The sequence below is a fragment of the Streptomyces sp. W16 genome, assembly GCF_033194735.1.
In the GTDB taxonomy this organism is placed as follows: domain Bacteria; phylum Actinomycetota; class Actinomycetes; order Streptomycetales; family Streptomycetaceae; genus Streptomyces.
Map to the genome: position 1 here is coordinate 1 of NZ_JAWOAI010000295.1, position 12,418 is coordinate 12,418.

A 12,418-nucleotide genomic window follows, 5' to 3' on the forward strand; every position below is an offset into this window, starting at 1 on the left:
CGACGAGGTCGCGGCGCTCGCGGGGGTCAGCGCCGGCTACTACAGCCGGCTGGAGCAGGGCCGCGAACTCAGCCCGTCGGTACGGGTGTTGGAGGCGATGGCCCGTGCGCTGCGGCTCGGGGACGAGGACCGGCGGGAGCTGTTCCGGCTTGCGCGGCCCACGGCCCGGCGCACCAAGTCACCCGTGCGGGTCGAGCGGGTCCGCCCGCATCTGCGGCAGCTGATCGAGAGCTGGACCAGGACACCGGCCTTCGTCATCGGCCACGCCCAGGACCTGCTGGCCACCAACGCCCTGGCCGACGCCCTCTACGGCGACTTCGCCCAGCGGGACAACGTGCTGCGGATGCTGTTCCTGGACCCGGCGGCGAAGACGTTCTACCGGAACGCGGAGCGGGCCGAGCACCGCGCGGTCGCCGATCTCCAGCAGACCGCCGCGAGCACCCCCGAGGATCCCCGCATTTTGGAGCTCGTCGGTGAACTGTCGGTGCGCAGCGGCGAGTTCCGCTCGCTGTGGGCCCGTGAGTACACCCGGGTCCCGCCGTACGAGGTGAAGCGGATGCGGCATTCCGTGGTGGGGGAACTGGAGTTGCGGCACGAGGCCCTCACCATCCGCAGCGCGCCCGGGCAGCAGCTCATCATCCTCCAGGCGGAACCGGACTCCCCCTCGGCGGACGCCCTGGCCCTGCTGGGGTCGATCAGTGCACCCGAGGTGCCGCACCAGCAGAACCCGGCGCAGGACGCCCAGTAAAAGCGCGGGACTTTACAACGGTGGCCTTTATCGGGAATTCCGCTCGACAGCGTCCAGTATTCGGTCCAGCACATCGCCGAAAAGGCGCACCTCATCGGGTGTCAGCGGATCGAAAACCAGTTGCCGCACATTTTCCGCGTGCGCGGGTGCGGCGGCCTCGATCGCTTCCCGTCCCTTTTCCGTGAGCCGCACCATGGAGCCGCGCGCGTCGTCGGCGCAGGCCTCGCGGGTGACGAGCCCGCGCTTCTCCATACGGCTGATCTGGTGGGACAGCCGGCTGCGCTCCCAGTCGACCTCGGCGCCGAGCTCCCGTGCCCGCAGCACACCGTCGGCGGACTCGGACAGGGGCGCGAGGAGGGCGTAGTCGGCCGCCGAGAGGCCCGAGTCCCGCTGCAACTGCTGGTCCTGGGCCCGCTGCAGCGCGCTGCGCAGCCTCCGGTATCTCGCCCAGACCTCGGCCTGGTCGGGGGTGAGCCATCGGGGTTCGGACATGCCGTCACCGTACCAGCTTGTTGACATGTCACCGACTTCGCAGGCCCGCCCCCGTTCCTGGGTGTGGGACTCCCAGGAAAACCGCTGCCTTCATAGCTCCCGGACGGAGGGACAGACTCATTTACGTCAACAGGAAATCCCCCCGCGAGGGGAAGCGACGAAAGAGGTTTTCCCCATGGCTACGTGGTTTGTCACCGGCGCCTCCCGTGGAATCGGCGCGGAAATCGCCCGGGCCGCGCTGGCAGGCGGTAACAATGTCGTGGTCGCCGTACGGAATCCGGAGCGGGTGCCGGACGATCTGAAGAACTCGGAGCGGGTCTTCGCGGTCGCCCTGGACGTCACGGACAACGACAGCATCCCGCAGGCGGTCGAGGCCGCCGTGGAGCGCTTCGGCGGTATCGACGTCCTGGTCAACAACGCCGGCCGCGGTCTGCTCGGCGCGCTGGAGGAGATCACCGACGCGGAGGCCCGCTCGCTGTTCGACCTCAATGTCTTCGGTCTGATCAACGTCACCCGCGCCGTCCTGCCCGTCATGCGCGGGCAGGGTTCCGGCAGGCTCGTGCACATCGGTTCCCGCTCGGGCTTCGAGGGCGAGCCCGGTGTCAGCCTGTACTCCGCCTCGAAGTTCGCGGTCGCCGGTGTCAGTGAGGCGCTCTCCGCCGAGATGGCGCCGTTCGGTATCCAGTCGATGGTGGTCGAACCGGGCGTGTTCCGCACCGACTTCCTCGACGCGAGCTCGCTCTCGGTGGCCGCGCACCGTATCGCCGACTACGACGACACCCCCGCCCACGTGACGCTGGACTGGATCGACCGCGCCAACCACGCCCAGCTCGGCGACCCGGTGCGCGGCGCCGCGCTGATCGTCGAGGTGGCCGGCACCGAGAAGCTGCCCACGCACCTCTACCTCGGCCGCGACACGCTGGAGCGGCTGGAGGTCAAGTACCGGCAGGTGCAGGACGACCTGGCCCCGTGGCGCGAGAAGTCCGCGGCCACCGCGCACGACGACATCGCCTGACACACCGTCAAACACCGTTCCCAGCACACTTTCCAGCACGCTTCCCAGCACCTTTCCCGTACCGAAATCGAGGTCTTGTGATGTCCGCTTCCGCCCTGCTCACCGGTACCCCGCTGGCCGGCCGCGTCGCCGTCGTCTCCGGCGCCTCCAGCGGCATGGGTGCCGTCACCGCCGAACGTCTCGCCGAACTCGGCGCCACCGTGGTGGTGTTGGCCCGCCGCAAGGAGCGGCTGGACAGCCTGGTCAAGAACATCGAGGCCGCCGGCGGCACCGCGCTCGCCCTGGCCGTCGACGTCACCGACCGGGCCGCCGTCCAGGGCGCCGCCGACCGGGTCGCCGAGCGCTTCGGCAGGGCCGACCTGGTGTTCAACAACGCCGGTGTGCAACTCATCTCCGGTATCGAGGAGTTGAAGGTCGACGACTGGCAGCGTCAGATCGACCTCAACATCAGCGGGCTGATGAACGTGATCGCCGCGTTCCTCCCCCAGCTGACGGACTCCGCCGCGGCGGGCAGGCCGGCCGACCTGATCAACACCTCGTCGATCGCGGCCACCCGCATCCTGACGAAGTTCTCGGTCTACTCCGGCACCAAGGCCTACATCAGTCATCTCACCCGGCTGCTGCGGGTCGAGCTCGGCCCGAAGATGGTGCGCGTGGCCACCATCGAGCCCGGCATGGTCGACACCGAACTCCCGGACCACGTCACGGATGTTGACGCGTCGAAGCTGATGGCCGACCTCATCCACGACATCGACGTGCTGCAGAGCGCCGACATCGCCGAGACCGTCGCCTTCATGGCCGCCGTACCGCGCCACGTCAACCTCACCGAGATCACCGTCCTGCCCACCGCGCAGGCCATCTGAGATCCGTCCCGTCGGGGTGGGGGAGGAACAGCCGGCCGCTGTTCCTCCCCCACCTCGATGGCATTGGTTGACACGACAACAAACGTGGTGTTTTGTTGACACGTCAACGAGGACAGTGAACTCCCGGCAGACCGGAGGGCCCGACATGAACATCACGGTGATCGGACGAGGACACGTCGGCGGCGGCCTGGCCCGGCTCTGGGAGAAGGCAGGACACCAGGTCAGGACGCTGGGCCGGGACGGGGGTGACGCCTCGGACGCGGACGTGGTGGTCGTCGCCGTCCCCGGCGGTCTCATCGCCGAGGCGCTCTCCGGCGTCACCGGACTGAACGGCCAGGTGACCATCGACGCGACGAACCTCTACGGGGACCGCGACGAGTCCTTCCCCTCGCTCGCGCACCAGGTCAAGTCGATCGTCGGCGGGCCGACCGCGAAGTCGTTCAACACGGTCTTCGCGTCGGCGTACGACCAGATCGGGACCCAGCGCGTCACCCCGAGCAACCTCTACGCGGCCGAGCCCGCCGCGAAGGATCTCACCGCGCGGCTCATCACCGACGCCGGCTTCGACCCGCTCTACGTCGGCGATCTCACCCCGGGCGCCCGGCTCCTGGAGGACAGCTCCGGCCTGACCCGCGCACTGGCGGGCCAGCTCGACGGCCCGTTCTTCTACCGGTACGGCCGTCCCGGCGACCTGTAGAACCGCCTTCCGCCCGGCGGCAGTTCACGCCCCCGACTGGATGTCCCCCCGGGTGGACGACTCGATGGTGTCGCGGTGGGCGAAGTCGCCCGGGGGGATGCCGGGGTGGTGGCCGAGGGGGGCGGAGGGGGCCGCGACCGAGGGGCCGAGGGTGAGGCGGGAGACGATGCGGTAGCGGTCGCCGCGGTAGATCGAGTGGACGTACTCGACGGGCTGCCCCGTGGTGTCCGAGGTGAGGCGCTCGAAGAGCAGGGCCGGGGAGAGCTCGGGCACGTCGAGGAGTTCGGCCTCGGCCCGGGTGACGACCGTCGGCTCGATGGCCTGTACGGCCTCCTGGACGTGCACGCCGTGCTGTTCCCGCAGGTGTTCGTAGAGGTCGCCGGCCTCCAACTCCGGTGCGGACAGGGTGGGTACGAGATCAGCCCTGATGTGCAGGTGCTCGATGGCCATCGGGGCGCCGTCGACCAGCCGCAACCGCGCCACGTACACGATCTCGGCGGCGGGCGAGAGGCGCAGCCTGCGGCCCACCCGGGCGCCGGCCGGGATGGTGGTGAACTCCAGCAGCCGGCTCGACCAGGCCCCGGAGGCCTGCGGCGCCGTCATGGTCTGCTGGCCGGAGACGAGTTCCTGGGTGATCTTCTCGGGCGCCACGAACATGCCGCGCCCGTGCTCCCGCACCAGCAGCCCCGCGGCGACGAGTTCGTCGACCGCCGCGCGCAGTGTCGGGCGGGACACGCCGAGACGGGCGCAGAGGGTGCGCTCGGAGGGGATCGGGTCGCCCGGGTGCTGCGACTCGACGAGGTCGAGGATGAAGTCGCGGACCCGCTCCCGTTTGAGTACCGCCCCTGGCGCGTCGGCCTTCATGTCGCACTCCCTCGTACGCGGAATCCCCTGCCGGCCGGTTGACCAGTTGACCAGCGATTGCCCGCAGTTCGCCCTCTTGACCGGGGAAGTGTAACCACCATCGGCCGGTGATCATCCGGTTCCCGAGCGATATACGCGCCAAATCCCTTGGCGACAGAGGGGGTTGACGCCCGCATTGGTCTATGCCACCTTCATCCCCACATCGAGAGGTGAGCTGTCCAGTGGGCTTCACTGGTCAGGTGGTCAGTTCATGTCCTCCAGGGGTGAACCGTGCAGCTCCGTTTGTTCGCCGGCGTGTCCGTGCTCGTGATGACAGCAGGGCTGAGTGCCTGCAGCAGCTCTTCCGATACCTCCGACGGCAGCTCCGGGGGGAACACCACCATCGACGTCTGGCTGATGCGCGACAGCGTCTCCGCCCAGTTCCAGAACGAGTTCGTCAAGGGCTTCGAGGCCGCCCACCCGGACATCAAGGTCAAGGTGCAGATCCAGGAGTGGGACGGGATCGGCGAGAAGGTCACGGCCGCCCTGGCCAGCAACGACGCACCGGACGTGATCGAGACCGGCAACACCCAGGTCGCCCAGTTCGCGCAGAGCGGGGGGCTGCTCGACCTCAGCGACAAGGTCGGCGACCTCGGCGGCAGCACCTGGCTCAAGGGCCTCGCCGAGCCGGGCGCCTACGACGGCAAGCAGTACGGCATTCCGTACTACGCCGCCAACCGCGTCGTCATCTACCGCACCGACCTCTTCAAGCGGGCCGGCGTCGACGCGTCCGCCATCAAGACCCGGGACCAGTGGATCGCCGCCACCAAGAAGCTCAACTCCGGTGGCACACAGGGCATTTACCTGCCCGGCCAGAACTGGTACACGCTCTCCGGGTTCATCTGGGACGAGGGCGGCGACCTGGCCACCCAGTCGGGCGGCAAGTGGAAGGGCGCGCTGGACACCCCGGCGGCGATCCGCGGCATGCAGTTCTACGAGAAGCTGCAGGCCCTCGGCAAGGGGCCCAAGGACTCCGACGAGGCCAACCCGCCGCAGGCCGACGTCATGGCCAAGGGGAAGGTCGCCCAGGTCGTCTCGTCCCCGGGTGGCGCCAATGTCGTCATCCAGGACAACCCCGCGCTGAAGGGCAAGCTGGGCTTCTTCCCGATCCCGGGCAAGACCGCCGCCACGCCCGGCGCGGTCTTCACCGGTGGCTCCGACCTGGTCATCCCGACGGCGTCCACCAAGCAGGGCGCTGCGTACACGTTCATCAAGGAACTCACCGGCGACACCTGGCAGAAGAAGCTCGCGCTCGCCATGAGCTATGTCCCGAACAAGACCACCCTGGCCTCCTCCGTCGCCTCCGATCCGGGCGCCGCGGCCATGGCGGTCGGCGCCGCCCAGGGCCACGCCACGCCCAACACCCCGGGCTGGGCCGCGGTGGAGGCGAAGAACCCGATCAAGGACTACATGACGGCCGTGCTCACCGGCGGCGACATCCAGAAGAAGGCCGCCACCGCGTCCGAGGCCATCACCGAGGCGATGAACTCCGGTTCCTGAAGCGCCCGTTCACCGGAAGGAGGAGCGCCGTGTCGGCCGTCCGAGAGCAGACCGCCCCCCGTCCCCTCGGTACCGACCCGCCCCGGCGCTCCCCGGGACCGGGCACGCGCCGCCCGTCGAAGTCCGCCGGCCGGGCGATCTGGCCGTACGTCCTGATCGCGCCCGCCGTGCTCGGCACGCTCTATCTGCTCGTGTATCCCCTGATCCGTGCCGTGATGATCTCGCTGCAGGACTTCGGACTGCGCCAACTCATCCTGGGGCACGCGAAGTTCGTCGGCTTCAAGAACTACGGGACGCTGCTGGGCGACGGCCACTTCTGGGAGGTCGTGCGGCGCACCTTCCTCTTCATGGCGATCAACGTCGTACTGATCATGACGCTGTCCACGCTGGTCGCGCTCATGGTCGAACGGCTCGGCCGGTTCGGGCGGACCACGGTCCTCAGCGCGCTCGTGCTGACCTGGGCGATGCCGGTGATCTCGGCGACGACGGTCTTCCAGTGGCTGTTCCACTCGGAGTTCGGGATCGTCAACGCGGTGCTGACCAGGATGGGGTTCGAGTCCTTCGACCGCTATCCCTGGTTCGCGCACGGACCGGCCGCCTTCGCCATCGTGGTCGTCCTCATCGTGTGGCAGTCGGTGCCGTTCGCGGCGATCACGCTGTACTCGGCGCTCACCACCGTCCCCGTCGAGCTGTACGAGTCGGCGCGGATCGACGGGGCGTCGGGGCCGCGGATCTTCCGCTCCATCACCTTCCCGACGATCCGGCCGATCTTCCTGCTCGTGCTCTCGCTCGAAGTGATCTGGACCTTCAAGGCGTTCACCCAGATCTGGGTGATGACCAACGGCGGGCCCGGCGACGCCACCACGATCCTGCCCGTGTACGCGGTGCAGACCGCGCTCTCCCACCAGCGCTACGACCTCGGTTCGGCGGCCTCCATGGTCACCGTCGTGCTGATGTCGGGCGTGCTGGTCTTCTACTTCCGCCAGATGTTCCGCCAGGAGGACGAGCTCGCATGAGCACCACCCGGCCCCGGATCCGCCGTCTGCCCCTGAACGCCGCCGCCGTCGTCACGGTCCTGGTGTGCCTGTTCCCGGTGTACTGGATGGTCGCGACCGCGTTCACCCCGACCCGTGACATCCAGTCCGACAACCCCCGGATCGTTCCCGGCAGTTGGACCCTCGACCACTTCCGTACGGCCGTCGGCGCCGCCGGTTTCGGACTGTTCTGGCGCAACAGCGTCCTCGTCACGCTGAGCGCGGTCCTGCTCGCCCTCGTCATCGCGCTCGGCTCGGCCTACGCGGTCGCCCGGATGAGGTGGAAGGGACGCCGGCAGTTCATGCTGATGGTGTTCATCGCGCAGATGGCGCCCTGGGAGTCACTGATCATCCCGGTGTACATCATCTCCCGCGACACCGACATGCTGGACCGGCTGCCGACACTGACGCTCGTCTACTTCATGATGACGCTGCCGTTCACGATCATCGTGCTGCGCGGCTTCATCGGCACGATTCCCCCGGAGCTGGAGGAGTCCGCGCAGGTCGACGGCTGCACCCGGTTCGGCGCGTTCCGGCGCATCGCGTTCCCGCTGCTCGCACCGGGTCTGATGGCCACCTCGCTGTTCGGCTACATCACGGCCTGGAACGAGTTCACCTACGCCAACTTCCTGATCATCAAGCAGCAGGACCACCGCACGCTGCCCGTGTGGCTCTCCTCGTTCCAGAACGTCTTCGGCACCGACTGGGGCGCCACCATGGCGGCCTCGACTCTCTTCGCGGCACCGGCACTTGTGATCTTCCTGCTGCTCCAGCGCCATGTCACCTCCGGCTTCGCGGCCGGCGCGGTCAAGGGCTGACCCTCCGCACCACCCCCACACGCCCCCGTCCCGGAGACGATCCATGCCCGCACAGCGTTCCGTGCTCACCCTCGTCCCCCGACCCACCAAGTCCGCGCTCCGGCCGGGGCACTTCACCCTCGACGCCGGCATCGCGCTGCGCGTCGGCGCGGGCGCCGAACCGGCCGCGGACCTGCTGCGCACCCTGCTCGCCCCGGCCACCGGACTGCCCCTGGAGGCTTCCCCGGAAGGGCAGTTGACCCTCACCCTCGACCCCGGCCTGGCCGGTCTCGGCGACGAGGGGTACGGGCTCACCGTCGCCCCGCACGCCGTCCTGCTGCGCGCCGCACACCTCACCGGACTGCTGCGCGGAATCCAGACGATCCGTCAACTCCTGCCCCCACAGGCCCTGTCGGCGGTCCCGCAGCGCGACACGGAGTGGCTGCTGCCGTGCGTCGAGATCACCGACCTGCCCCGGCACCCCTGGCGCGGCGCGATGCTCGACGTGGCCCGGCACTTCCAGCCCGTCTCCTATCTGCGCCGGTACGTCGACCTGCTGGCCCTGCACAAGATCGGCGTGTTCCATCTGCACCTCACGGACGACCAGGGCTGGCGCATGCCGGTGGCCGCCTACCCCAAGCTCACCGAGATCGGCGGGCACCGCGCCGAATCCCAACAGGGCCCCGCCGGAAGCGACTTGTACGACGGCGTCCCGCACGGCGGGTCGTACACGCGGGCCGAACTCGCCGACCTGGTGGAGTACGCGGCGGCTCGCGGGGTGACCGTCATGCCGGAGATAGAGATGCCCGGGCATGTACGGGCCGCCCTGGCCGCCTATCCCGAGCTGGGCAACCACCCGGAGCGCACCCTCGACGTCTGGACCCGCTGGGGTGTGTGCGACACCGTCCTCGGCGTCCACGACGAGGTCCTCGACTTCTGCCGTACCGTCCTCGACGAGGTCATGGACGTCTTCCCCTCGCCGTACATCCACGTGGGCGGCGAGGAGTGCCCCACCGCCGAATGGACGAGCAGTCCCGCCGCGCGCGAACGGGCCGTGGCGCAGGGCCTGTCGAGCCCCGCCGCCCTGCACGGCTGGTTCCTCGGGCGGATCGGGGAGTTCCTCGTGCGGCACGGCCGGCGGCCGGTCGGCTGGGCCGAGACGGGAGCCGAACTGCCCCTGGACTTCACGGTGATGACCTGGCGCGACGCGGCGCACACCCTGACGGCGGCCCGGCGCGGTCACCGGGTCGTGAGCGCCTATCACCGGGCGACCTACCTCGACTACGCCCAGTCCGAGGACCCGCGCGAGCCCCCGGCCCAGCCCGGCAAGGTCGTCGATCTGCGGACCGTCCACGCCCACGACCCCGTCCCCGAGGACGCGGAGCGGAGCGCCGCCGAACAAGTCCTCGGCACCCAGGCCCAGTTGTGGACCGAGTTCGTCACGACACCCGAGCGCGTCGAGTACCTCACCTATCCCCGCCTGTGCGCCCTGGCCGACCGCGCCTGGAGCGGCCCGACCGACTGGGACGACTTCCGTTCCCGGCTCGACGGGCACACGGCCCGGCTCGACGCGCTCGACGTCCGGTACCACCCCTGACCCGTCCCGTACCGCCACTGATCTGCCCCGTACCGCCCCTGACCTGTCCCGTTCCGGAATCACCCCACCTTCTGGAGAGGCACGACATGAGACACGACACGAGGTTCGCGAAGACCAGACTGCGCGCCGCCACGTCCGCCGCCGTCGCGGTGGCCCTGGGCGCCGCCGCGCTCACCGCCATGCCGTCCACGGCGAGCGCGGCCGGCGACGGACTGAGCGTCCAGTACCGCACGAGCGCCACGGGTGGCACCGCCGACCAGTCCGAGCCCTGGTTCAAGGTGAAGAACACCGGCTCCACCACGGTGCAGTTGGCGAACGTCAAGCTCCGCTACTACTTCAAGTCGGACTCGGCGAGCGCGAGTTACCGCTTCGCGTGTTCCTGGGCCGTCAAGGGCTGCGCCAACATCACGGGCACCTTCGGCACACTCGCCAACCCGACGGCCACGGCGGACCGTTACCTGGAGATCGGCTTCACCTCCGGCGCAGGCACCCTCGCGCCGGGCACCGACACCAGTGACATGCAGCTGCGCTTCTACCAGTCGACGTGGCAGACCCTGACCCAGAGCGACGACTACTCCTTCGGCGCCTCGCAGACGTCGTACGGCGACTGGTCGAAGGTCACGGCGCAGCTGTCCGGCGCCACGCTGTGGGGTACCGCCCCCGCCGGCAACGACCCGACGAACCCGCCCACCGATCCCCCGGCCACCGGCGCCACGCTGTTCGACGACTTCAACTACAGCGCCTACAACGACCCGAAGATCTCGGCGCACGGCTGGAGCGTCCGCTCCACCTCCGGCGGTCCCGGTGTCTCCGGCGCCACCTGGGCGCCCGACAAGGTCACCTTCGCCAGCACGAGCGGCAACTCCGTGATGAACCTGGAGACCTCGACCTCGGGTACCGGCGAGAGCACCAAGCAGACCGAAGTCGTCACCAACTCAAGGAAGTTCAAGAACGGCACCTACGCGGCCCGGGTCAAGTTCAACGACGCGCCCAAGTCGGGGCCCGACGGCGACCACCTCGTCCAGACGTTCTTCACCATCAACGACCTCACGGCACCGATGGCGGACGACTACTCCGAGTACGACTTCGAGTACCTCCCCAACGGCGGCTGGGGCGAGACCTCCAACATCCTCTACACGACGTCCTGGGAGACCTACCAGGCCGACCCGTGGGTGGCCGTCAACCAGCACACCGAGGGCCGGCAGAGCTACAACGGCTGGCACGACCTGGTGCTGACCATCGACAACAACAACATCAAGTACTACATCGACGGCCAGCTCTTCGGCACCCATGACTCCGCGTACCTGCCGGAGCGGCCGATGTCGATCAACTTCAACCAGTGGCTGATCGACTTCGGCGGCCTGTCCAGCTCCACCGCGCGCGCCTACGACGAGCAGGTCGACTACGTCCTGCACGTCAAGGACCAGGTCCTCACCCCGGCGCAGGTCGCCGCGATGGTGGCGGCCTACCGGGGCGCGGGCACCACGTTCGAGGACACCGTGCCCAGCAGTTGACCACGGAGCGCGGCGGGGCGCGCACTCGGCGTACGAAGTCCGGGTGCGCGCCCCGCCGTCGCCTAAGCTCCGGGCCATGCGCGTAATGGTCCTGGAGGACGATCTTGAGCTGGGGCCCGTCGTCGCAGATCGGCTGCGGGGTGCGGGGTTCGCGGTGGACCTCGCGCGGACGCTGGCCGAGGCGGATCTCAAGCTGTCCGTCAACCGCTACGACTGTGTAGTGGCCGACCGCTCGGTCCCGGACGGCGACTCCCTCACACTGCTCGCCGCACAGCGCCGGGCAGGATCGGTGCTGCCCTTCCTGCTGCTGACCGCGCTGGACGCGGTCAGCGACCGGGTGGCCGGCTTCGAGCACGGGGCGGACGACTACCTGGTGAAGCCGTTCGCCTTCGCCGAACTCGTCGTACGGGTAAGGGCGTTGTGCCGCAGGGAGCAGCCCGCACGGCCCTCGCTGCTGCGGGCGGATGGCCTGGAGGTCGATCTGCCGCGGCGCCGGGTGACCCGGGACGGGGTGCTGCTCAGCCTGTCGGCCAAGGAGTTCTCGGTGCTCGAACTGCTGATGCTGCGGGCGGGCGAGGTCGTCACGCGCAGCGAACTGATCGAGAGCTGCTGGGACGAGACGAGCGAGCCGATGTCCAACGTGGTGGACGTCCTGATCGGGCAGTTGCGCAGACGGCTCGGGCCGCCCGACCCGATCGCGACGGTGCGCGGAGTCGGCTACCGCCTGGGCGGCGAGGCGTGAGCCGCCGCGACACCTCGCTCGCCGTGGCCCGGCTGCGGCGCACCCGCCGCCTGATGACCCTCCTGTTCGCCTCGACGACCGCGGCCTGTCTCGTCGTACTCGCCGTGGTCGCCATCCGGATCGATGCCGCCTCCCGCCGCTCCGGCCTCGACCACGAGGTCGGCAGCCGCGCGGCGGGGCTGTCGCGGGCGGTCTGGTTCGACGCGGGGGTACTGCACCTGGAGCCGCTGCGCGAGGACGAACTCGCCCAGGGCGCCCAGGTGTTGGCGGTTCTGCAGGCAGTACCCGGGAAGACACCGACCGTGCGCAACGTCGTGCCCGGACGGTCGTCGCTGCCCGGCACGGACCAGTTGGACGAGGTCTGGCACAGCGTCCTGGACGAGCAGGGAACGGTCCAAGTCAGCGCCCCCGCCACCAGGGGCGGGCGGCTGCGGTGGGCGGCGGCGCCGGTGTGGGACGGCGACCGGATCGGTGCGGCCGTGCTGGTAGGCACGGAGCTGGCGCGCAGCGAACGCG

General features: G+C 69.5%; 12 protein-coding genes and 1 pseudogene. 11 read left to right on the top strand and 2 right to left on the bottom strand.

Going from position 1 to position 12,418, the window contains the following annotated elements; all coding sequences use genetic code 11:
- Positions 1 to 748, top strand: a 748-nt coding sequence (locus tag R6V09_RS31960; RefSeq protein WP_317884943.1) for a helix-turn-helix transcriptional regulator, incomplete at its 5' end; no start/stop codon positions are given.
- Between the two features lie 27 nt (positions 749 to 775).
- Here R6V09_RS31960 and R6V09_RS31965 read toward each other — a convergent pair.
- On the bottom strand, positions 776 to 1,240 hold the full coding sequence (locus R6V09_RS31965; RefSeq protein ID WP_317884944.1) for a MarR family winged helix-turn-helix transcriptional regulator: 465 nt from the start codon (positions 1,238 to 1,240) through the stop codon (positions 776 to 778).
- 175 nt (positions 1,241 to 1,415) lie between these two features.
- On the opposite strand from R6V09_RS31965, the gene R6V09_RS31970 reads away from it, so the two are divergent.
- From R6V09_RS31970 to R6V09_RS31980, 3 genes are all read left to right on the top strand, one after another.
- Complete coding sequence (locus R6V09_RS31970; RefSeq protein ID WP_317884945.1) at positions 1,416 to 2,255, top strand: SDR family NAD(P)-dependent oxidoreductase; 840 nt, start codon at positions 1,416 to 1,418, stop codon at positions 2,253 to 2,255.
- An 80-nt stretch (positions 2,256 to 2,335) separates the two neighbouring features.
- Positions 2,336 to 3,118: an SDR family oxidoreductase gene (locus R6V09_RS31975; RefSeq protein ID WP_317884946.1), complete on the top strand. Its 783-nt coding sequence runs from the start codon at positions 2,336 to 2,338 to the stop codon at positions 3,116 to 3,118.
- A gap of 145 nt (positions 3,119 to 3,263) precedes the next feature.
- Positions 3,264 to 3,815, top strand: coding sequence for a dinucleotide-binding protein (locus R6V09_RS31980; protein WP_317884947.1), 552 nt, complete (start codon positions 3,264 to 3,266; stop codon positions 3,813 to 3,815).
- 24 nt (positions 3,816 to 3,839) lie between these two features.
- On the opposite strand, the gene R6V09_RS31985 is transcribed toward R6V09_RS31980, so the two are convergent.
- Positions 3,840 to 4,679: a GntR family transcriptional regulator gene (locus R6V09_RS31985; RefSeq protein WP_317884948.1), complete on the bottom strand. Its 840-nt coding sequence runs from the start codon at positions 4,677 to 4,679 to the stop codon at positions 3,840 to 3,842.
- Between the two features lie 270 nt (positions 4,680 to 4,949).
- Between R6V09_RS31985 and R6V09_RS31990 the strand changes: the two genes are divergently transcribed.
- The 7 genes and pseudogenes from R6V09_RS31990 to R6V09_RS32020 form a co-directional block, all read left to right on the top strand.
- Positions 4,950 to 6,218, top strand: coding sequence for an extracellular solute-binding protein (locus R6V09_RS31990; protein ID WP_442810194.1), 1,269 nt, complete (start codon positions 4,950 to 4,952; stop codon positions 6,216 to 6,218).
- 29 nt (positions 6,219 to 6,247) lie between these two features.
- Positions 6,248 to 7,234 (top strand): carbohydrate ABC transporter permease, encoded by a 987-nt coding sequence (locus tag R6V09_RS31995; protein ID WP_317884949.1) that lies wholly within the window; start codon positions 6,248 to 6,250, stop codon positions 7,232 to 7,234.
- The gene (locus tag R6V09_RS32000) at positions 7,231 to 8,070 is read left to right on the top strand and encodes a carbohydrate ABC transporter permease (RefSeq protein ID WP_317884950.1); all 840 of its coding nucleotides are present in this window, start codon (positions 7,231 to 7,233) and stop codon (positions 8,068 to 8,070) included. Before R6V09_RS31995 ends, R6V09_RS32000 begins: the two co-directional genes overlap by 4 nt.
- 43 nt (positions 8,071 to 8,113) lie before the next feature.
- Entirely contained in the window at positions 8,114 to 9,646 is a 1,533-nt protein-coding gene (locus tag R6V09_RS32005) for a beta-N-acetylhexosaminidase (protein ID WP_317884951.1), read from the top strand.
- 86 nt (positions 9,647 to 9,732) lie between these two features.
- Positions 9,733 to 11,160 carry a cellulose binding domain-containing protein gene (locus R6V09_RS32010; protein ID WP_317884952.1) on the top strand — a complete coding sequence of 476 codons (1,428 nt, stop codon included), beginning with the start codon at positions 9,733 to 9,735 and terminating at the stop codon, positions 11,158 to 11,160.
- A gap of 76 nt (positions 11,161 to 11,236) precedes the next feature.
- Complete coding sequence (locus R6V09_RS32015) at positions 11,237 to 11,902, top strand: response regulator transcription factor (protein ID WP_317884953.1); 666 nt, start codon at positions 11,237 to 11,239, stop codon at positions 11,900 to 11,902.
- Positions 11,899 to 12,418, top strand: a pseudogene (locus R6V09_RS32020) (ATP-binding protein); the annotation flags it as partial. The gene R6V09_RS32015 and the pseudogene R6V09_RS32020, both read left to right, overlap by 4 nt.